Here is a 19,073-nt window from a genome sequence, read left to right as displayed (position 1 = left end):
GCAATAGCCGCGACAGCGCTTGCGCACGGGCTACAGCCCGTTAGCGCGCCGCGACACTGGTTGCGTTTAGTTGGACCCTGCCTCCACAAGAACAGCGGCGTCGATCTCCTTCGCGGACGGTGGCGGCCCGCCGACCAGGATGCCTGTTTCGACCGCATTGCGGATTTCGACATCCGCCAGGCCCGCTTCGCGGAACACCTGCTCGTTGTGTTCGCCGCGAAACGCCGGTGCGCTGCGCATTCCGAGCTCGTCATCGGAAAAGCGCCATGGATAGCCGTGGATGAGATACGAGCCGCCGCGGCGATCCGGGATCTCGTGCACCGCACCCCACTGCTTCGCCCAATCGGTCTCGGCCAATTCCTTCAGCGCACGGATCTGGCCTATCGCGATCTTGGCCTCGTCGAGTTGCGCATCAAGCGTCCTGAGATCGCGGAACGAGAGCATCCACGTCTGGATTACCGCGTGCAGCGCCTTGTAGTTCTGCAGGCGGCGTTCAGCGGTGCTGAAGCGTGGATCCTGCACAAGGTCCATACGGCGCATGGCGCGCAAGTAATTCGGAAACGTGTTGCTGCCGATGATGCTTTGCGCCGCCACGAACTCTTCGCCACCGGGGCCAACGAAATGCGGGCCGTCGGCAGCACCGAGAATGCCCGGCTCGGCACCCGTATCGACACCCGCGAGGTCAAGGTGAGCGCGTTCGTTGATCGACAGCATCACGGCCGCCATCGCGACGTCGATGTATTGGCCGCGTCCCGTTACTTCACGTTTGCGCACCGCCGCCAGCACGGCGATGGTCGCCTGCAGGCCCGCATAGACGTCCGCGTGCGACAGGGGATCGGTCCACTTGGGGCCGTCGCCCGCGCTGTCGAAATGGCGCAATGTGTTGTGCGTGAATCCCGTTTCAGCCTGCACAGTCGGCGCGTAGGCCATGCGCGAGGCCCAGGGACCGCGCTGGCCGTATCCGGTGATCGATACGTAGACCAGCTTTGGATTGCGCCTCGCGAGCGTCTCGTAGTCGAGTCCAAACCCCTTGAGCGTGCCGGCCCGAAAATTCTCTACGACGATGTCCGCCTCGTCGCACAGGCGTAGCACAAGCTCGCGTGCGTGCGGCACGTTCAGATCGATGCTGACGTTGCGCTTGCCGCTATTCTGCTGCGCGTAGTAGCCGGACATGCCGTCGCGATTCGGAAACGCAGCTCGCGACACATCGGGCCGCGGCGGCTCGATCTTGATAACGTCGGCGCCGAGATCGGCCAGCGTGCGGGCACACAGCGGACCCGCCAGCACCCGCGAAAAATCGACTACCTTGAGTCCTTCGAGCGGTCCGGCCATGTCAATTCCCTTCGAAAGTGGCGGTACCTGGGCCGGCCTTATCGAAGGCCTCCAGTCCGCGCTTGAGATCCTGCGACGCCCAGATCGGCTTTTGCAGTTCGAACATCGCTTCGTCGGCGGCAGCGACCCCCTCGTTGACCGCGACCCGCACGAGCTGCTTGGTCGCGGCATGCGCGACGGTCGGCCCGGCCGCCAGTTCCTGCGCAACCGACAACGCGACTTCGTCGAGTTTGTCGTCGGGTACGACGAGATTGATCAGGCCCCAGCGTTCGAGCGTCGCCGCGTCGTAACGGCGGCCGAGCATCGCGAGCTCTTTCGCACGCGCCGGGCCGGCACGCATCACCTGACGCTGGATGCCACCGAGCAGCGGATGCAGGCCGAGTGCGACCTCGACCGATCCGATCTTGGCTGATGCGGCGACCACGCTGAAGTCGCAGGCGAGCGCCACTTCGAAGCCACCGCCGAGGCATGTACCGTTCACCGCGACGACGATCGGGATCGGTAGTGTCTCGAAGCCGCGAAGCACCTCGAGTGGATCCATCAGCGCCTTGCCTTGCGTGGCAATGCGATCCGGGAAAAGTGACACCTCAGCACCCGCCGAGAAGTGCCGCAGACCGCTGCGCAGCAGGATCGCGCGCGAGCCGCGTTTTACCGCATCGTCGAATTCATCGAGTAGCGCGCGATACAGCGTCGGACCCATCAGGTTATGCGGGCGACGGTTCATCGTAAGAACCGTCACATGTCCTTTGAGTTCCTTCAGAACAATTGCTTCGTCCATTCTTGCTCCATTTGGTCTGATTCAGACGTTTTTCAATCTGCATGTTAACATGCATAACATCTGAGTGAGGTATCGATACCAGCGTTTCCCCTGGCTGAAACAAGTAACAGCAAGAGAGGTTCGTTTCTCTGTCGTAGAAAATGCAATCAGACTACGACTGGAATCGAGGCGGGCTTCGAGTATTCGTACGTTGTAATGCAGTCTTTGATGCGATATAGGTAGTATGACGAGCTAAAACAGAACGTCACGATCGATGCGATATATGTTTGCCCATCAAGGCCTGAGGTTGATCCTGTCAGTGAGTGGAGGCACGAAAGTCACACTGATGGAATGCCGGCCGCTCCATCGTGAACAGCGCCCGCACTGTCATGCAGTGCGAGCGGCGGCCTCGGTAGTCTCCTGGGAGTGTCTCAGTCGTCGACACCCGCGACGACGCGCGCGTCCCTTTCCGCACCATCTCCCAGCACGGCCAACGCCTCCTGATAGGCCTCGCTCTGATAGGTGGCAAGAGCCTGCTCGAAACTCGGGAATTCGACCACGACGGTCCGCTCTTTCAGACCCGCTTCGAACGCAAAGACCTCGCCGCCTCGCACCAGGAACTTTCCGCCCGCCGCTTTTACCACCGTCGTCGCGAGGGGGCCGTACGCCGCGAGCTTGCTCGCGTCATGAATCGCCCGATACGCTGCCACCCAATATCCTTTGCTCATTTCGCGTCCTCAGTTGAAAAATCACGCCATCATAGTAACACCGTTAACATGAAGATCTACCAGGGTTATTCCTGGCCTCAAAAACGGATGCAAGAGATTAGATAACGGTGTTAACATCAAGCCGTTCGATGACTCGATGCCAACCGTTTCGCGGAGAACCTCATGCCGTACACGACTATCAATCCAGCTACGGGCGAACTGCTCGCCACCTACGACGACATATCCGACCCGTTGCTCGAAGCAAAGCTCGCTGCTGCGCATCGCGCATTTGAAACCGACTGGCGCCGCCGTCCGGTTAGTGATCGGGCACGCATTGTGTCGCGCGCCGCGGCGCTGCTGCGGGAAAAGGCTGTCGAATATGCCGGCTATCTGACGCTGGAAATGGGCAAACGCAGCGGTGAAGCACTCAAGGAAGTCGAATCGGCGGCCAGCATCCTCGACTACTACGCGAAGCACGCACAAACCTATCTCCAGCCCCGCCCGCTCGCAGAAGCGCCCGGCGCGGCCGTGCACGTCGAGCCGATCGGCGTGCTGCTCGGCATCGAGCCGTGGAATTTGCCGTACTACCAGATTGCGCGAGTGGCAGGGCCGCAGCTGATGGTGGGCAATGTGCTGCTGCTCAAACACGCCGAAAACGTGCCGCAATCGGCGTTGGCCTTCGCGCGACTGTTCGAGGAAGCGGGTGCGCCCGAAGGTGTATATACGAATCTGTTCATTTCGATCGAACAGGCCGGGCACGTCATCGACGACCCGCGCGTCCGGGGTGTGACGTTAACGGGTAGCGAACGCGCGGGCGCCGCCGTCGCTGAACGTGCCGGCCGGAATCTGAAGAAAGTCGTGCTCGAACTGGGCGGCAGCGATCCGTTCATCGTGCTCGAGGATGCGCCGCTCGACTGGGCGATCCAGAGCGCGGTCGCGGGCCGCATGACCAATGCAGGTCAGCTATGCGTCGCTTCCAAGCGCATCATCGTAGTTGGCAAGGCACGCGGCGACGCGTTTCTCGAAGGCTTCGCGCAGCGGGTGGCAGCGCTAAAGACTGGCGATCCGACCGATCCGGCGACCGCCGTCGCCCCGGTCGCGTCCGAGCGCGCGCTAAATCTGCTGCTTGAGCAGATCGATCGCGCGACTTCACACGGCGCGCGCATCGCGTGTGGCGGCAAGCGCGTCGAGCGCCCGGGCTTCTATTTGCGACCGACGGTTCTGACCGACATCACGCCACAAAATCCCGTCTTCGCCGAAGAACTGTTCGGCCCGGTCGCCGCGTTCCACGTTGTCGAGGACGAAGCCGCCGCGATTGCGCTCGCCAATGGCACGCCATACGGTCTCGGCGCGTCGGTGTTTACCGCGGATATCGAACGTGGCGAGCGGGTCGCCGCGCAGATCGACAGCGGCATGGTGTTCGTCAATCAGCCGTTCGCCACGGCGGCGGAACTGCCGTTCGGCGGCGTCAAGCGTTCAGGTTTTGGCCGGGAGCTTTCTCAACTGGGGTTCGACGAGTTCGTCAACAAGAAGCTGATCAAGGTTGCCCCCGTCGGGGCGGCACCGTTCGGCCCCGCGCGGGCCGCTTGAACGGGGTACCTGATGCTGCTCACATGGCGAACCGCGCGATCCTGGCGCCTCGCTCCTCTTTCCCTTTGACCGAACACCATGATGAACAAGACGATTATCAGTTGCGCGCTCACTGGAGGAGCCGACGATACCCCGCGGCTGAGCCCTGCAGTGCCCGTGACGCCCGAGCAAATCGCCAATGAGGCCATTGCTGCGTGTGAAGCCGGTGCGAGCATCGCCCACATTCATGTTCGTGACCCCAAAACTGGCATGCAAAGCACCGAGCTGTCGCATTACAGAGAAGTCGTTTCGCGTATCCGCGAAAGTGGGTGCCCGATATTGATCAATCTGACGACAGGCCCGGGCGCACGCTTCGTGCCCAGCGACGAAGACCCGAGCAGGGGAACCAAGTTGAGTACGATGATGATGCCTGAGGCCCGCGTCCGACATGTGCTCGAGTTGCGTCCAGAAATCTGCAGCCTGGACGTGGCGACCATGAACTTCGGCAATCACGCATTCGTCAACGTGCCCGACCATCTGATCAAAATGGCAACCTTGATCGAGGAAGCAGGCGTGAAGCCGGAAATCGAGGTATTCGATCTCGGGCACGTGCGCCTCGCGCGCCACCTGATCGAAACGCACGGGATTCTGCAGGCTCCGCTGTTTCAGTTGTGTCTTGGTGTGCCATGGGGAGCGGCCGCCGACACCGAAAGCCTTCTACAGATGAAACGTTATCTGCCCGAGAACGCCCGTTGGTCGGCGTTTGGTATCTCGCGCGCGCAATTTCCGATCGTGGCTCAAAGCGTGATTCTCGGCGGACATGTCCGCGTCGGCCTCGAGGACAATCTTTACCTCGCCAAAGGCGAACTGGCGCCAGGCAACGCAGCACTGGTTAAACGTGCAGTCAGTATCATCAAAAGCATCGGCGCGGACGTAGCAACGCCTGACGAAGCTCGCAGCATACTGGGCCTTCCCCGTCGCCAATAGAACGGGTTGAATAATGGGAGCCGATAGGTAGCGGGTCCGCCTTCCCTATGAACGCTGCGCTGCGAAGCAGCAATGGCTTTAACCGGTAGCCTGTCCCTGGGCTACCGATACCGCCGCCTCACTCATGTCAAGTTCATCCTTTCTCGCAAGAGACTTAGATGTTCTGACCAAAGAAACGCGGCATCTATCGATGCATGGAGACAAAAATGCCTTTGTGGAATATCTATCATCCGGTCGGCGCCTACACGGCAGAGGAGAAGCACGAGATGGCCAACCGGATCGCCGACATTTACATCATTCCTCGCTTCTACGTAGGCGTTCTGTTTCATGAACAGCCGAAAGATTCCTTCTTCATGGGGGGTGAGCCGCGAGACGACTTTGTCAGAATCAGATTGGACCAGTTCGCCAGACACATCGCCAAGGATCCAGAGTGGACGGCATCCTGGCTCCGCAAGGCGAACGCTGCGATTGCGCCATTTGTCCAGGATCGAGGCTATCACTACGAGTTGCATGTCGGCGAGACACCGCGAGAACTGTGGTTGATCGACAGCATTCGACCACCTCGGCCTGATACGGAAGCTGAGAAGAAGTGGAAGCGTGAAAACCGGGCGTCGCCATATGATCCGAGCGAAGGTTGAATCGCTCAGTTTCGTCTGAAGCAGCGTCGCCCACTGCAAGGACCGCGACACCCGCGCCGTCGGCGGACGTGCTGGACGTCGTCAGATCGAAGCACGGGTAGCGGCCCGCATCGAGGCGGGCGGGCGGCGACAGCGTGGCCGCCAATGCCACGCGCGCGGAATGCCCCTCGACGTTGATCGCCGCGGGCAGTGCTGCCCGGAAAGCTACGCAGCGAGTTGCCGTCCGTTGCGAAAAGTGCTTGGCATCGGGTCGCGCCCCCAGGGGCACGAGTAACACCGTAACTCGAAGGAGAAACCACATGAAGGCCCTGATCATTGAACACAACGGCGAGCCATCAGAGGTCGTCCATTGGCGTGATTTGTCCGAGCCCACGCCGGGGCCAGCTGAAGTCCGCGTGAGGATGCTGCTGGCGCCCGTGCACCCGTCCGACTTGCACGTCATCCGTGGACGTTTCGCCCGTCAGCGTCAGCCCGAACTGCCCGCCTCGCCCGGGTCCGAGGGCGTCGGAATCATCGACGCCGTCGGCAGCGACGTGCCGCGCACGCGGATCGGAGAGCGCGTCGTTTTGCTGGACGTGCCCGGAACCTGGAGAGAGCAAGTCATCAGTCCGGGCGTCCGCGCGATTCCTGTACCGGTGGCGATCTCCGACGAGGACGCCGCGCAGGCCCTGATCAACCCGATGACGGCATGGGCGATGACGATGTCGGAGCACCAGCTTGGACGCGGCGACTGGCTTGTCCAGAGCGCGGCCGGCTCGACTGTCGGTCGCCTCGTGCTGCAGATCGCGAAAGCGGAGGGGTTCCGCACCATCAACCTCGTACGCCGTGAAGAGCAAGTCGCCGAGATCCAGGATCTTGGCGGTGACGTCGTGCTATGTACCGCGGACGAACGCTGGCCCGAGCAGCTGAAGGAGGCCACCGGCAGCAATGGCATCGTGAGCGCGATCGACTGTGTCGCCGGCCGCACCGGCGCCACCCTTGCGCGTCAGCTGGCCCCGAACGGACGCCTGCTCGTCTACGGAGCCTTGTCGTCGCACCGTCAGACCGACCCGGCGGCCTTCGAGATGCCGATTTTCGCCCCGGCGCTTGTCTACTCGAGTGCCGAGGTGCGCGGCTGGCTCATCTTCTCGTGGCTCGCACGCAAGGGGGTGAATGAGGGCAGCCAGACGCTGCGTAGTCTGCTCGATCGCATGGCCGAGGGCACCTTGAAGCCGCCGGCAGCGCGTCGCTACCACGTCGACCACGCACACGAAGCCTTCACGGCCGCGGAGAGCGCCGCACACGACGCCAAACCGCTGTTGGCGTTCGCGGAGGGCTGAGCTTCGCCCGTGTCATCGTCGCAGGCGGCTTTGCGCCGCTCGGCGGCCGCGATTGGGGGGAGCGAATGAAGCTCGATCGAAGGTTGAAGTAAGACGGCATCAATCAGGCGCGACATTTGTTAGTTCTTCGCAGTACGTGTTTCAGGACAAGTCCGTGGTGTATGTAAAACGTGGGTAATCCGACGAAAACCGCGAACCGTTCCGGGGCAAGGCTGCGCGTCGCAAGCGCAGCGTGTTCAACCCTTAGCCTTAGGCAGCGATCAGGCGGCCCTCTTCGTCTGGACTGAGCACGACTGGTAGTTGAAGCTCAGGTCTACTGTGTCCACGCTCCACGCACTCAGGTCGATGCGCTGACCTCGAGGGAGCGCCTCCTTGACGAATGTGCCACGGCCGGTTTCGCCGCTCACCAAACCCATCTCCTGCAGCTCCGCATAAACACGCGTGGCCGTGACCAGAGCCAGGCCTTCGCGAACAGCAAGGTCGCGGTGCGTTGGCAGACGCGTCCCGGGACGCAGACGGCCCCCACGGATATCGGCGGCGAGACGGTCGACCAGTTGCTTGTAGCGCGGCTGAGCCATAGCCGAATGTATCCATGACAATTATTTGATTGTATTTATTATCGGCTCTAGCATGGCTCATCACAACCTCTCCACCCGCGCGAGGACGTCATGCACATCGCCATCCTGACCTTTGAGGGCTTTAACGAACTCGACTCGCTGATCGCGCTAAACATCGTCAACCGGGTCAAAAAGCCCGGCTGGCGGGTTTCGATCGCCAGCCCGTCAACGAGGGTGCGGTCGATGAACGGCGTGGCGCTGGAGGCGCAAGCGTCGCTGCAGGACGCATGCGAGGCCGACGCGGTGCTGGTCGGCAGCGGGATAAAGACCCGGGACGTCGTCGCCGATGCCGCGTTGATGTCGCAGCTAAGGCTCGACCCGACGCGCCACCTGCTCGGCGCGCAGTGCTCGGGCACGCTGATACTTGCGAAGCTGGGCCTGCTGGACGGCGTTCCGGCGTGTACTGACGTGACCACCAAACCGTGGGTCGAAGAAGCCGGCGTGGCGGTGCTCAACCAGCCGTTCGTGGCGAAGCAGAACGTCGCGACGGCAGGCGGGTGCCTGTCGTCGCAGTATCTGGCGGCCTGGTTCATCGCGCGTCTTGAGGGCGTCGAGGCTGCACGCAACGCGATTCAGCATGTCGCCCCAGTGGGAGAGAAGGAGACCTACGTGACGCGTGCAATAGCGAATATTTCGCCATTCATCTAAGGAAATACGGCACCTGAAAACTGCGCACCGAGTACCTGGACGACACGGTCCCCCCAACGGGAAAAACCCACAGTTCGAGGGGCCCGCCTGGCTAGGCAGCTTGCTGCCTTGCAACCCGGCGGATGGTCTGGGGAGGTTGGCCCAACGTCCTGACGAATGCTCTGCGCATCCTTTCGGTGTCGCCGAAACCGGTCTCCCTGGCGATCACTGTAAGTGAGAGCTCCCCAGCGTCGACGAGGCTGCGCGCGACATCGACGCGCAGCTTCTCCACTGCCTGCGCAGGAGACTGTCCGGTCTCAGTCTTGAAGATTCGGCTCAGTTGTCTTGGGCTCACGTGCGCGGCGTCAGCGATGACCTCCACGGAAAGAGCCAGGTGAAGGTTAGCTCTGGCGAAGGAAAGCACCTTCTGTATGCGGTCTGATCTGGGCTGAAGCTCCAGCAGCGCCGAGAACTGGGACTGGCCGCTGGTACGCCGGTGGTAGACCACCAGTTTCTTCGCCACGGCCTTCGCCACCTCCTCTCCATGGTCTTCTTCGACCATGGCCAGAGCCAGGTCGATGCAGGCGGTCATGCCAGCCGATGTCCACACGCCGCCGTCGTTCGTGAAGATTCGGTCCGGCAGAACCTTCACGTCCGGGTGTCGCCGCTGAAGCTCCTGAGCCGCGGACCAGTGGGTCGTTGCACGGCGGCCGTCGAGGACCCCTGCTTCCGCGAGGATGAACGCGCCGGTGCAGATGCTGCCCACTCGCCTGCAAGCCTGTTCGGCGCGCTTCAGGAATGACCTCATCCTCGGTGTGGAAGTCGGGACGGGGATGGAGCCGAGGACCAGCAGCGTATCGAACGCCGCGTTCCGGAACTTGCTCGAGTCCACCGTGGCGCCTGAGTAGCTTGGTACAGGCCCCCCGGCTTCGGACAGCCGGACTTGCCGATAGGACTCGTACCCGAGCTCCTTGTTCGCCAACTCGAATACGGCAATGACGGCGAGGTCGAGGATCTCGAACCCCGGGAAGAGCAACAAGGCAACGGTCTTCATAGGATGTCCCAAAATGCAGATATCGGTGATTTGAGCCAATCATAGTCCCACTCCCGCGCTGATGCAATTCCGGTGCATGTCCGGAAGCATTGGTTGTCCTAAAACATTGGATTTCCGTCTTTCAAGCCATCGTCCAAGGCCTCACGATAGGCATGTCGAAAGAGCGTCTATTTTCCAAGGAGATTTCACATGATCCAGAAGCAGTCCAAGGGCACCGCCGTGGTTACCGGGTGCCAGGCAAGGGGTATCGAATGAATAGTACGGCACTGGCCTGTACCGCTGCCCTTGGCCTCCTCCTGTTCGCTCTCGGACTCTCCATTTCTATCCTGCGCTCTCGCGTTGGCGTGCTGACTGGCTCCGCACCTGAGCCTGATCAGTTGCTAACCAAACTGGTTCGCGCTCACGGTAACACCGCCGAGTACGCTCCATTCTTCGCGGTGCTCTTTTTGTACCTCGGCTCTCAGCATCCCCATCACTGGCAACTCTGGTGCATGGTAGGCGCAACTGCCTGCCGCTTGCTCCTGGTGGTCGCGCTAGTTGCCTGGCAGACCATGTCGAAGCCCAATCCAGCCCGAGCTATCGGGGCCCTGGGAACGTACGCTTTCGGGGTGGCCCTCTGTGTTGCATTGCTCAACGGCCACTAGTCCTCTGGCCGCGTCGCGTGATTGGGTCCGCCGCTCAACGATCGGTAGCCGCGCTCAGCGCAAAGGGCGACGCGCCGACTCAAGCCATGCGCATTCAGCGCGAAATGAATCAACCTGAAGAGAAGAGGTACTGATGTCGAATCAGATCAACACTCGTCGTCGGCGCTTTTTGGGGACGGCAGTTGTCAGCGTTGGCGCGATGGAATCGGTCTTGAGCGGGATAGTGGACGCGCAAGTCGAGAAGTCGAGCCAATCTGCTGCAAGCGCGAATACCGCAGCGTCGAATAGTTCGTTCGGCACGATCAAGCAGATCGATGCCGGCGTTCTGAACGTCGGTTATGCCGAAGTCGGGCCGGTCAGCGGCCCGGCCGTGATCTTGCTCCATGGCTGGCCTTATGACATCCATAGCTTCGCCAACGTCGCGCCTCGGCTTGCGTCGGCGGGCTACCGGGTGATCGTCCCGTACCTGCGCGGCTATGGCACGACGCGGTTTCTTTCCCGCGATACGGTCCGCAATGGCCAGCAGTCGGTGCTCGCCGTCGACGTCATCGCGCTGATGGATGCGCTGAAGATTGAGACGGCCATCATCGGCGGTTTCGACTGGGGCGCGCGTTCGGCCAATGTCGTCGCGGCGTTGTGGCCGGAGCGCTGCAAGGCATTGGTCTCGGTGAGTGGTTATCTGATCGGTAACCAGGCGGGCAACAAGGCGCCCTTGCCACCGAAGGCGGAGCTCGCATGGTGGTATCAGTTCTACTTCGCGACGGAGCGGGGCAGGCAAGGCTATGAAGCGAATCGGCACGACTTCGCGAAGCTCATCTGGCAACTTGCGTCACCGAAATGGAACTTCGACGATGCGACGTTTGAACGATCCGCAAGTGCCTTGCAGAATCCGGACCACGTTGCGATCGTGATCGACAACTACCGCTGGCGATTGAGTCTCTCAAACGGGGAGCCGCAATACGATGCGCTGGAAGCGCGTCTTGCGGTCGGGCCGGTCATCGCTGTGCCGACGATTACCCTTGAAGGCGACGTGAACGGCGCTTCCCATCCGGAGCCAGAGGCGTATGCGAAGAAGTTCGTCGGCAAATACATGCACCGCAACATCGCGGGTGGGATCGGTCACAACCTGCCGCAGGAAGCTGCCAAGGCCTTTGCGGACGCAGTGATCGAAGTCGCAAGCTACTAAGCGTTCACGCGCCGCGCCTTAAGGACAGAAATCCAGCCGGCTTCTCGACCGACCGCGGTGGTGCCGGTCATTTGACCGACCCGGTTCCGCGCGAGCTGCCTGCGATGCTAACTGCTCACTCCACACATTTGATAAGGATTCCATGATGTATCTTCTGTTGAAGAGATATCTCACGTCCGTGCTTCTGCTTGGCAGCGTGTCCGCGCTGCACGCGGCCCATGCTGCCCCGCCGCAGGACCTGAAAGGAACGAACATCGTCCTTGTGCACGGGGCTTTCGCAGACGGATCGAGCTGGGAAAGGGTGATCCCGCTGCTCGAGGCGCGTGGTCTTCATGTGGTTTCAGTTCAGAATCCGCTCAGCTCGCTCGCGGATGATACGGCGGCAACGAGGCGCGCAATAGAACAGCAAACTGGTCCCGTTGTGCTCGTAGGGCATTCGTGGGGCGGCTTCGTGATCACGCAGGCTGGCGACGACGACAAAGTCAAGGCGCTCGTGTATGTAGCCGCTCTCGTTCCGGACAGCGGCGTATCGGTCAACGACATGATGAAAAACCAGCCGGCTCAGGCCTGGGCAGGCGAACTGAGGAAAGACTCTGCAAACTTCCTGACGTTGTCCACCAACGCGGTGATCAATGACTTCGCCCAGGATCTGCCGACGTCGCAAGCACGTGTCCTCGCGACGACGCAAGGACCGTGGTTCGCGGGCTGTCTGGACGACAGGGTGAGTATCGCTGCGTGGCACGCGAAGCCATCCTGGTTCGTGGTCGCCAACCAGGATCGCATGATCGATCCGCGTGCAGAGGAAGCAATGGCAAGGGAGATCGGCGCAACGACTATTCATGTCGATTCGAGTCACGTCGCAATGCTGAGTCATCCGAAGGCGGTTGCCGACGCGATCATCGCGGCGGCAAGCAAAGCGGTTGTGACGAAATAAGGAACGTGAGGCGGACGAGATAGTCAATAAATTGTGTCTTTTTAATTTATCGTTAAGATTACTAGGTTAGTGCAGGAGTTTGCATGTTAGATATTATCGATCCTCGTGCGCCGTCGCGTCGTCGTTTTATTGGTATGGCAACGGCGTCCCTTGCTGCGGCCTCACTGAGCCGGTACGCCTTTGCGGAACCGAGTCAATCCATTACTGAAGTTGCCCCAGCGGGGGGCGGCGACAAAACCACGATCCGTCCACTTCATGTGCATGTGCCGGAATCACAACTCGTCGATTTGCGCAGACGTATCAAGTCGACACGTTGGCCGGAACGCGAAACGGTCACGGATGCATCGCAAGGCGTTCAGCTTGCGACGATGCAAAAGCTCGCGCAGTATTGGTCGACAGATTACAACTGGCGTAAGGTCGAAGCGAGGTTGAATGCGCTGCCGCAATTCGTCACCGAGATCGATGGGCTCGACATTCATTTCATCCACGTTCGCTCGAAACATCGGAATGCGTTACCGGTCATCGTCACGCACGGATGGCCTGGCTCGATCATCGAGCAGTTGAAGATCATCGATCCGCTGACCAATCCAACGGTCCATGGTGGAAATGCCTCGGACGCTTTCGACGTAGTGATCCCTTCGTTGCCGGGCTACGGCTTCTCAGGCAAGCCGACTGCGACGGGCTGGGATCCTGCACGTATCGCTCGCGCGTGGATCGTCTTGATGAAGCGCCTTGGATACACGCGCTACGTGGCGCAAGGAGGTGACTGGGGCAATGCGGTCACGGAACAGATGGCGCTCATCGCACCGCCGGAACTGCTGGGCATTCATACCAACATGCCGGCCACCGTACCGGACGACATTGCCAATACACTGAAGTACGGAAACCCGCCGCCGGCCAGCCTCTCGCTGGATGAGAAGCACGCGTTCGATCAGCTCGACTACTTCTACAAGCACGGTCTCGGCTATGCGCAAGAGATGGCGAACCGTCCGCAGACGCTGTATGGGATCGAAGATTCGCCTATCGACCTCGCTGCATGGATGCTCGATCACGACGCCGCGAGTCAGGCGATGATTGCCCGCGTCTTTGACGGTCAGAGCGAGGGCCTGACGCGAGATGACGTGCTCGACAACGTCACGCTCTACTGGGTGACGAATACGGCCGTTTCGTCGGCACGGCTGTATTGGGAGAACAAGTTAAACTTTTTCGCACCGAAGCACGTTGCGATTCCCGTTGCCGTCAGCGTGTTTCCGGATGAAATCTACGCGGCGCCGCAGAGCTGGACGGAGCACGCTTATCAGAAGCTGATTCACTATAACCGGCTTCCGAAAGGCGGACACTTTGCGGCGTGGGAACAGCCGCAGGCGTTCGCGGAAGAAGTTCGCGTGAGTTTCCGGACGCTGCGCTGACCTCGAAGATGCGGATAACGCCGCTATGCGTCGTCCGCATCGTTCGATGATTCACAGTAGACGACCCTGCCCCCAGGGTACCCGCGATCTATTTGGTATTCTCTTCGAGCACATCAATGTGGCGTTCCTGGTAGGTCTCGTGGCGGCAGTCTCGGGCTGATCTCCGCAGTGGTGCTGACACTGCTTTCGAAATCAGTGTGGGTCGACGTGCTGCATCGGGCACACGCGCTAGTGTTCCTCGACAACCCCACGTTGGTTTCAGTGCCGCTCGCGTTCGGGGGCATCTGGATCTTCTCGATGCTAGATCTTCAGCAGCACGGCCGGATGATAGGACGGGCGACCTGTAGTCGATGGCATCACTCCGTTGAAGCCCAGTGGTCCAAGGTCAAGCTCTTCAACGAACGCCTCGATGATCCTGACCGGATTATCCTCGGCAACGAAGTCATCGAGGCATTCTGGAAGCAGAGTCACCTGCTTGCGATCTTCACCTTCTATGAATCGCTTCATCCGGTCACCCAGGCTGAACGAGTTAATCCAGTTCAGGCGATCAACGCGTTTTCACACAGGCTCGACCCGTTCCGGTACTTGCGCATCGCAGCGCTTGAATGGCTGGTTTCGAGGTCAAACGGTCGTCCGATCGGACGGGGCTCGTTGCCAGGTTGCCGGCCTTTGCGGTCGGTTTCGCGCGCGCAGCCGTCGCGGTGCCCGGCATCCTGGCCAGACAGGCCTCGCCTGAGAGGTCTTCACGCGGCACACAAATACCGGACAGTAACTATCTGATTTGATTTGACATTATTTGGGAGGGTGGACCGCCAGACCCTGTCGCGCCTGGATGCCTCTAACCCGGTAAGCGGCACGAAAATCACGGACACCCCGTGCTGTGCTGCTTTTTCCTTGGAAACCCTTGTATCAGACAGTCCTTGACTTTAATGATTGCGACCAGCATCATACGTATAAATGGCGGTCGCAATTATTAAGCCCCGTCATGCGCACGAAAAGTGCGAGGTCCGAGAGCAGATGTTGCGGTCGGCCACCCAAGCGGAATCTGGGCGCGGTCACCCTGTTGCATCGGCTGGTAGTTTTACAACTTAGGAGTAGAAACTATGAGTATTAACAAACGAACCCTCACAGCCGCATTGGAGGCTGCTGATCTTCAGGCTGCGGTTGCGGCTCTTCGTCAAGACATTGTTGTCCATTCACCTATCCTCGCAACCGCTGCCGACGAGGTCCGGGGGCTCCCCACGGTGGTTAAGATCCTTCAGGCGGCGTTCACCTGTTACGGGATGCCCCAGAATGTAGCGGAATTCCAAAATCCGGACGGTCGGTACATCGTCACATTCGACGGTGCCATCGACGGCAATCTGATCCAAATCGCTATTCTTGTCACCGAGGACACCACGGGGAAAGTGGAAAGCCTTCGCCTTTTCGCCCGCCCATGGCCGGTGGTCAAACTCTTCCGCGAGTACATGGAGCGTAACTTGCGCCCCGATCCGGTGCCCGACAGCATTTGGGCCCTACCCCCATCAAAGGAGTAAGCGGTAAAGGAGGGAAAGGAGACAAACTGCGATCAGCCGCCACGACTCGATGTTGCGCTACACGAAGCGGAGCTGGCTCCATGTCCCACCACTACGACGGCTTCATGATTTCGGTTCCAATTTACGATATTATGATTTCAATCGCAATTATTGAAGCCAAGCATTTTTGGGGGAGGCATCGCAACAATGAAGGTCACGAAGGAAAAATCAGCGGAGAACCGCGCTAGGCTTATCGAAACCGCTGGTCGGCTGTTCCGTGAGCGCGGTATCGACGGCGTAGGCGTTGCGGAAATCTGCAAACAGGCGGGATTGACGCACGGTGCCCTGTACGCGCAGTTCTCGACCAAGCAGGATATTGCTGCCGAGGCGTTAGCTCACGGCCAGGAACTCGGCTACAGATGTCTGATGGACACCAACGGCGGTCGGCCCCCGACGTTAGACCATTTCCTTGAGTACTACCTGTCAATGGAAACGCGGGACAATCTGGCTGGCAGTTGTGCAATGTCGGCTTCCGCGAGCGAAATCGGACGCCAGGACGAGAACGTAAGTGCGAGTTTCACTGATGGGTTTAATAAGGTGGCGAAGGCCATTGAAGCCGCAGAGGGGCCTAATGCCTTGGGGCCATCCACGCGCGAACGTGCACTCACTATCACGGCAGCCCTGATCGGCGGAGTGGCTGTAGCGCGCGGCGTTGCCAAGGCAAATCCGGCTCTATCGGAGGAGGTTCTTCAGGCACTTAAGAACGTGCTGGGCACCATAGGCGAAGGGGCTACCCCCGAAGTAGTTCGAGAGGGCAAGCGTTCTTCCAAACCAGCACGGACCCTCAGCCGCAGGCCTTAAGTAGCAACCAGAGCGGTCAATCAGCGGCAACTACCTGCCGTTGACTTGCTGATGAACGAATGACCGCAAGGCCGATGAAACAACGCTCACTTTCGCGGATCGAATGGCCGTTTGCTGAGCGGAGCCGCCGTTTGAATGTCCGACTAACCCAACGGGCGAATGACGCTTCATGGCCCAGTTGCGGCCGCTCGGAGTTGTGCCCAAAGTCGTCGACAAGCCGTCGAATCTGTGAATAGCGGTGGTGAGCGAGCCGCCGCGATGTATAGCCTGGTCGGCTCGTGCAAATTGAACAACATCAACCCACGCGCCTACCTTGAATACGTTCTTACACACATTGCGGATCACCAGGCCAACCGCATCGACGAACTGTTGCCATGGAACGTCGCGAAGCATCTCCTCCCATCTACACCTGCCTCGCTCTGATCCTTTCTGGCAGCAGCACGGTGTGCCTGCCGCGATCTTCCACCCTTGTCCATAGAATTCTCAACGGGCCTCACGCGACGCTTACAGTTTTTCCTGGAGTCATCGTGTTACCCCGTTGGAAGCTTTAACGGGTCCGAAGAGGCAAATAAAAAAGCCGACCTTATAAGGGGTCGGCTTCTTGGTTACCGGGAAATCCCGGGTGAATCACACTTTCATGCTGCTCGTCACAACGCCATTTCTGCCGTCACGGTGTCCCACGGTGCGCTCAGCCGGTCGCCCTCACGAACAATCAGGCCGCCCGTTTGACTAATAAAAAAAAACCGACCCTTTCGAGGCCGGTTTCGTGTTCCCGGGAAGTCCCGGTTACTCTTGAACGTAACTCAGCTCGCGCTGGTGACGTATAGATAGCAGTAAAACATGCGTATCCGAGTGCGCATACAAAATCAGGTGCGAACGCAGCACGTACTCCCTCACTTCGGGCAACCCCGCTTCGGCAGCCAATTGCAATACGCGTTCAAGCCGCATCTTGCCTTCGAACGAAGTGGCAGAAAGGGCACCGGCCGGACGTCCAATTTTGGGATGAAGCGCTACGAGATCGCCGAAACGCTCGATCTCGATCCACAATTGTTCGGCTCTGTCCGGCGCCGAAGCTACGTCCTGTTGCAACATGAATTCTCGGATGGTCTCCAGTCGCTCCTCGAGTGTCTCCGCAAAATCAACCTGCATCATTTCTTGGACTCAGCGCGACGCCGCATCGTGTCGCGCAGTTCCGACAGAGGCTTGACCCGGCCGGCGAGTGCATCCTGGAGACCCTTCTCCGCATCGTCCAGCATGACCAGTCGACCATGCTCGGCCTCGAGCGCGTGGTAGTAGTCCAGCTTCCGCGCGTCAACGAGGGCCACGTAAGCAGAGCCGTTCTTCGTCAGAACCTTCTCGGAGCCTGCTACGACGGCCTCTGCCAGCTCCGTCAACCGGGCGCGGGCCTCGGTAATTGGTACCACATCACTGGTTTGGAATGGCATTATGAATCCTTGATGGAATTCGTTAACGTTAAACTACAAATGTTCTTGCGGCAAGTCAAGGGGAAACGCTGCACAAACCGTCTCAAGTGCTGTTCGTATGGCACTGATCGACCCGAAGCAGTCGGTTGATTGCCTCCGTTGCGGACAGTCAGACCATCGCATTTCCCGAGCAACCGACGCGTAGACCATCTGTAGGGGCTTTGACGTTGCCCGCCGATTCGGCTCTTGCAATTGCGTCAATAAGGAGAGTAGCGACGCGATAGATAACGCCACCTCCGACCATCCTACGATAGCGCCGATCCAAGGCCGACGCAAAGTGCGAGCGAAGAGCACCACCGTAATGCCGACCGAACTCGATCCTCACTCGCGATCGGCCCAATCCCGGCCTGTTGGACTCACGTATCAAATTGGCGCCTCCGGCGGCTGTTGAGACGCGTGCTTAGCTTTGTGAACTCTCCGTAGCACCTGGAGCAGTTCAATTCGGCCGGCATCCGACGGGCGGACAAACGGATACGCGGTTTCCGCCGCGCTCGTTGCGTCATCCCAACGCTCAAGCGCCGCTAAAGATTGCGCGCGCGCCAGATTAGCGTCCGGATCGGTGGGATCTTGCTTAAGCGCATCGTCCGCGTCGGTCAACGCGCCGGTACAGTCATTGAGGTAGTACCGTGCGCGCGCCCGAACTGCAAGCGCTACGGTATGGACCGGACTGCCTTGCTGAAAGCGCTCTACGAATATTGCTGCTTCCGTGAATCGGCCCAGTATGTACAGAGCCTCTGCAATAAGCCGTACCGCCCGGGGGTCGGGGCTAAGGCGTAATACCTGCTCGGCAACTAAACCGATTTCTGGCCAGAGGTAGTAGCTTGCGAGGAGTTCCAGGCGCGTTAGCTGCGCACTAGGGATTTTCGGATTGGCCTGGAGCGCTCGGTCTACTTCTTCTATGGCCTTAGAAACCTCTCCCCCGCGCCGATAAACTTCCGCAAGGCCTGCACGCGTTAAGCTATTCAATGGGTCGTTTTCTGGCGCCACCACCAGCGCTGCACGAAAATCTTCACCGGCACCTTCTAGAAATCCGCATCCGAGATTTGATATGCCACGAAAATACAATGCCTTGGGATCTTCGGGGCGTTTGGCAATGTAATCGTCCATCAGCCGGATAGTATCCAGGAGTTCCGTTCTCGTATGCCAAGGGAACCGGGCACGACATTCGACGAGTAGCAGCGCGACATCTGGACTATCAGGGTTTTCCTGCCGCAGTTGCTCGGCATCTGCAAGAGCCTTCTCCGCTTGGCCTTCGTCAAGAAGCGCCCTTGTCGCCGCGAGTCTGGTTTCGAGAGGCGACGCAGCGCCGGTATCCTGTTCACTGGTCGGCGACGCTGCGCTAGGGAAACGCTGATTTATTCAGCTCGGTGGTCATCGCTGGCGTAGCTGAGGACGTTATAGAAGGCAGCTCACGGAACAGACTCACGATGATGA

The 19,073-nt window shown here is 59.8% G+C and carries 19 protein-coding genes and 4 pseudogenes; 14 read left to right on the top strand and 9 right to left on the bottom strand.

Annotated elements, in window-relative coordinates:
* Positions 1 to 66 precede the first annotated feature (66 nt).
* The 3 genes from P3T23_RS34635 to P3T23_RS34625 form a co-directional block, all read right to left on the bottom strand.
* Positions 67 to 1,332, bottom strand: a complete 1,266-nt coding sequence (locus P3T23_RS34635) for a CaiB/BaiF CoA transferase family protein (protein WP_429320577.1) — start codon at positions 1,330 to 1,332, stop codon at positions 67 to 69.
* Between the two features lies 1 nt (position 1,333).
* Positions 1,334 to 2,110 (bottom strand): enoyl-CoA hydratase/isomerase family protein, encoded by a 777-nt coding sequence (locus tag P3T23_RS34630; RefSeq protein ID WP_429320576.1) that lies wholly within the window; start codon positions 2,108 to 2,110, stop codon positions 1,334 to 1,336.
* A gap of 410 nt (positions 2,111 to 2,520) precedes the next feature.
* A complete protein-coding gene (locus tag P3T23_RS34625) occupies positions 2,521 to 2,817 on the bottom strand; it encodes a DUF1330 domain-containing protein (protein ID WP_429320575.1) in 297 nt (98 codons plus the stop codon).
* Positions 2,818 to 2,979: 162 nt separating this feature from the next.
* Here P3T23_RS34625 and P3T23_RS34620 point away from each other — a divergent pair, with 162 nt between their 5' ends.
* The 4 genes from P3T23_RS34620 (at position 2,980) to P3T23_RS34605 (ending at position 7,309) form a co-directional block, all read left to right on the top strand.
* Positions 2,980 to 4,386, top strand: a complete 1,407-nt coding sequence (locus tag P3T23_RS34620; RefSeq protein ID WP_429320574.1) for an NAD-dependent succinate-semialdehyde dehydrogenase — start codon at positions 2,980 to 2,982, stop codon at positions 4,384 to 4,386.
* Positions 4,387 to 4,464: 78 nt separating this feature from the next.
* Positions 4,465 to 5,352 (top strand): 3-keto-5-aminohexanoate cleavage protein, encoded by an 888-nt coding sequence (locus P3T23_RS34615; protein WP_429320573.1) that lies wholly within the window; start codon positions 4,465 to 4,467, stop codon positions 5,350 to 5,352.
* A gap of 206 nt (positions 5,353 to 5,558) precedes the next feature.
* Positions 5,559 to 5,990 carry a tautomerase family protein gene (locus P3T23_RS34610; RefSeq protein WP_429320572.1) on the top strand — a complete coding sequence of 144 codons (432 nt, stop codon included), beginning with the start codon at positions 5,559 to 5,561 and terminating at the stop codon, positions 5,988 to 5,990.
* 299 nt (positions 5,991 to 6,289) lie between these two features.
* Positions 6,290 to 7,309, top strand: a complete 1,020-nt coding sequence (locus tag P3T23_RS34605) for a zinc-dependent alcohol dehydrogenase family protein (RefSeq protein ID WP_429320571.1) — start codon at positions 6,290 to 6,292, stop codon at positions 7,307 to 7,309.
* A gap of 272 nt (positions 7,310 to 7,581) precedes the next feature.
* On the opposite strand, the pseudogene P3T23_RS34600 reads toward P3T23_RS34605, so the two are convergent.
* Positions 7,582 to 7,887, bottom strand: a pseudogene (locus P3T23_RS34600) (GntR family transcriptional regulator); the annotation flags it as partial.
* A 90-nt stretch (positions 7,888 to 7,977) separates the two neighbouring features.
* Between P3T23_RS34600 and P3T23_RS34595 the strand changes: the two are divergent.
* Entirely contained in the window at positions 7,978 to 8,574 is a 597-nt protein-coding gene (locus tag P3T23_RS34595) for a DJ-1/PfpI family protein (RefSeq protein WP_429320570.1), read from the top strand.
* Between the two features lie 91 nt (positions 8,575 to 8,665).
* On the opposite strand, the gene P3T23_RS34590 is transcribed toward P3T23_RS34595, so the two are convergent.
* Positions 8,666 to 9,607, bottom strand: a complete 942-nt coding sequence (locus P3T23_RS34590) for a GlxA family transcriptional regulator (RefSeq protein ID WP_429320569.1) — start codon at positions 9,605 to 9,607, stop codon at positions 8,666 to 8,668.
* Positions 9,608 to 9,858: 251 nt separating this feature from the next.
* Between P3T23_RS34590 and P3T23_RS34585 the strand changes: the two genes are divergently transcribed.
* The 5 genes and pseudogenes from P3T23_RS34585 to actP all read left to right on the top strand — a co-directional run.
* Positions 9,859 to 10,251, top strand: coding sequence for an MAPEG family protein (locus P3T23_RS34585; RefSeq protein WP_429320568.1), 393 nt, complete (start codon positions 9,859 to 9,861; stop codon positions 10,249 to 10,251).
* Positions 10,252 to 10,384: 133 nt separating this feature from the next.
* Positions 10,385 to 11,437, top strand: a complete 1,053-nt coding sequence (locus P3T23_RS34580; protein ID WP_429320567.1) for an alpha/beta fold hydrolase — start codon at positions 10,385 to 10,387, stop codon at positions 11,435 to 11,437.
* A 145-nt stretch (positions 11,438 to 11,582) separates the two neighbouring features.
* The gene (locus tag P3T23_RS34575; protein ID WP_429320566.1) at positions 11,583 to 12,371 is read left to right on the top strand and encodes an alpha/beta fold hydrolase; all 789 of its coding nucleotides are present in this window, start codon (positions 11,583 to 11,585) and stop codon (positions 12,369 to 12,371) included.
* Positions 12,372 to 12,454: 83 nt separating this feature from the next.
* Positions 12,455 to 13,780 carry an epoxide hydrolase family protein gene (locus P3T23_RS34570; RefSeq protein WP_429320565.1) on the top strand — a complete coding sequence of 442 codons (1,326 nt, stop codon included), beginning with the start codon at positions 12,455 to 12,457 and terminating at the stop codon, positions 13,778 to 13,780.
* Between the two features lie 97 nt (positions 13,781 to 13,877).
* Positions 13,878 to 14,104, top strand: a pseudogene (gene actP / locus P3T23_RS34565) (cation acetate symporter); the annotation flags it as partial.
* On the opposite strand, the pseudogene P3T23_RS34560 reads toward actP, so the two are convergent.
* Positions 14,084 to 14,287: pseudogene (locus P3T23_RS34560) on the bottom strand (IS5/IS1182 family transposase); the annotation flags it as partial. The pseudogenes actP and P3T23_RS34560 overlap by 21 nt on opposite strands.
* Before the next feature lie 596 nt (positions 14,288 to 14,883).
* Between P3T23_RS34560 and P3T23_RS34555 the strand changes: the two are divergent.
* The 4 genes and pseudogenes from P3T23_RS34555 to P3T23_RS34540 all read left to right on the top strand — a co-directional run.
* Positions 14,884 to 15,315 carry a hypothetical protein gene (locus tag P3T23_RS34555; RefSeq protein ID WP_429320564.1) on the top strand — a complete coding sequence of 144 codons (432 nt, stop codon included), beginning with the start codon at positions 14,884 to 14,886 and terminating at the stop codon, positions 15,313 to 15,315.
* 80 nt (positions 15,316 to 15,395) lie between these two features.
* The gene (locus P3T23_RS34550) at positions 15,396 to 15,542 is read left to right on the top strand and encodes a hypothetical protein (RefSeq protein ID WP_429320563.1); all 147 of its coding nucleotides are present in this window, start codon (positions 15,396 to 15,398) and stop codon (positions 15,540 to 15,542) included.
* Positions 15,502 to 16,155, top strand: coding sequence for a TetR/AcrR family transcriptional regulator (locus P3T23_RS34545; RefSeq protein WP_429320562.1), 654 nt, complete (start codon positions 15,502 to 15,504; stop codon positions 16,153 to 16,155). The genes P3T23_RS34550 and P3T23_RS34545 overlap by 41 nt, the downstream gene beginning before the upstream one ends.
* Positions 16,156 to 16,392: 237 nt before the next feature.
* Positions 16,393 to 16,578, top strand: a pseudogene (locus tag P3T23_RS34540) (transposase domain-containing protein); the annotation flags it as partial.
* A 363-nt stretch (positions 16,579 to 16,941) separates the two neighbouring features.
* On the opposite strand, the gene P3T23_RS34535 reads toward P3T23_RS34540, so the two are convergent.
* The 3 genes from P3T23_RS34535 to P3T23_RS34525 form a co-directional block, all read right to left on the bottom strand.
* Positions 16,942 to 17,307, bottom strand: coding sequence for a type II toxin-antitoxin system RelE/ParE family toxin (locus P3T23_RS34535; RefSeq protein WP_429320561.1), 366 nt, complete (start codon positions 17,305 to 17,307; stop codon positions 16,942 to 16,944).
* Complete coding sequence (locus P3T23_RS34530) at positions 17,304 to 17,600, bottom strand: type II toxin-antitoxin system prevent-host-death family antitoxin (protein ID WP_429320560.1); 297 nt, start codon at positions 17,598 to 17,600, stop codon at positions 17,304 to 17,306. The genes P3T23_RS34535 and P3T23_RS34530 overlap by 4 nt, the downstream gene beginning before the upstream one ends.
* 402 nt (positions 17,601 to 18,002) lie before the next feature.
* A complete protein-coding gene (locus P3T23_RS34525) occupies positions 18,003 to 18,746 on the bottom strand; it encodes a tetratricopeptide repeat protein (RefSeq protein WP_429320559.1) in 744 nt (247 codons plus the stop codon).
* Positions 18,747 to 19,073: the final 327 nt, after the last annotated feature.

The organism is Paraburkholderia sp. GAS448, assembly GCF_050435685.1.
In the GTDB taxonomy this organism is placed as follows: Bacteria; Pseudomonadota; Gammaproteobacteria; order Burkholderiales; family Burkholderiaceae; genus Paraburkholderia.
This window is presented reverse-complemented; position numbering and strand designations above follow the sequence as displayed.

Bases quoted from the DNA above. Each gene is read 5' to 3' on its own strand.
- P3T23_RS34635 (WP_429320577.1), bottom strand. From the start codon at position 1,332: ATGGCCGGACCGCTCGAAGGACTCAAGGTAGTCGATTTTTCGCGGGTG.
- P3T23_RS34630 (WP_429320576.1), bottom strand. From the start codon at position 2,110: ATGGACGAAGCAATTGTTCTGAAGGAACTCAAAGGACATGTGACGGTT.
- P3T23_RS34625 (WP_429320575.1), bottom strand. From the start codon at position 2,817: ATGAGCAAAGGATATTGGGTGGCAGCGTATCGGGCGATTCATGACGCG.
- P3T23_RS34620 (WP_429320574.1), top strand. From the start codon at position 2,980: ATGCCGTACACGACTATCAATCCAGCTACGGGCGAACTGCTCGCCACC.
- P3T23_RS34615 (WP_429320573.1), top strand. From the start codon at position 4,465: ATGATGAACAAGACGATTATCAGTTGCGCGCTCACTGGAGGAGCCGAC.
- P3T23_RS34610 (WP_429320572.1), top strand. From the start codon at position 5,559: ATGCCTTTGTGGAATATCTATCATCCGGTCGGCGCCTACACGGCAGAG.
- P3T23_RS34605 (WP_429320571.1), top strand. From the start codon at position 6,290: ATGAAGGCCCTGATCATTGAACACAACGGCGAGCCATCAGAGGTCGTC.
- P3T23_RS34595 (WP_429320570.1), top strand. From the start codon at position 7,978: ATGCACATCGCCATCCTGACCTTTGAGGGCTTTAACGAACTCGACTCG.
- P3T23_RS34590 (WP_429320569.1), bottom strand. From the start codon at position 9,607: ATGAAGACCGTTGCCTTGTTGCTCTTCCCGGGGTTCGAGATCCTCGAC.
- P3T23_RS34585 (WP_429320568.1), top strand. From the start codon at position 9,859: ATGAATAGTACGGCACTGGCCTGTACCGCTGCCCTTGGCCTCCTCCTG.
- P3T23_RS34580 (WP_429320567.1), top strand. From the start codon at position 10,385: ATGTCGAATCAGATCAACACTCGTCGTCGGCGCTTTTTGGGGACGGCA.
- P3T23_RS34575 (WP_429320566.1), top strand. From the start codon at position 11,583: ATGTATCTTCTGTTGAAGAGATATCTCACGTCCGTGCTTCTGCTTGGC.
- P3T23_RS34570 (WP_429320565.1), top strand. From the start codon at position 12,455: ATGTTAGATATTATCGATCCTCGTGCGCCGTCGCGTCGTCGTTTTATT.
- P3T23_RS34555 (WP_429320564.1), top strand. From the start codon at position 14,884: ATGAGTATTAACAAACGAACCCTCACAGCCGCATTGGAGGCTGCTGAT.
- P3T23_RS34550 (WP_429320563.1), top strand. From the start codon at position 15,396: ATGTCCCACCACTACGACGGCTTCATGATTTCGGTTCCAATTTACGAT.
- P3T23_RS34545 (WP_429320562.1), top strand. From the start codon at position 15,502: ATGAAGGTCACGAAGGAAAAATCAGCGGAGAACCGCGCTAGGCTTATC.
- P3T23_RS34535 (WP_429320561.1), bottom strand. From the start codon at position 17,307: ATGATGCAGGTTGATTTTGCGGAGACACTCGAGGAGCGACTGGAGACC.
- P3T23_RS34530 (WP_429320560.1), bottom strand. From the start codon at position 17,600: ATGCCATTCCAAACCAGTGATGTGGTACCAATTACCGAGGCCCGCGCC.
- P3T23_RS34525 (WP_429320559.1), bottom strand. From the start codon at position 18,746: ATGGACGATTACATTGCCAAACGCCCCGAAGATCCCAAGGCATTGTAT.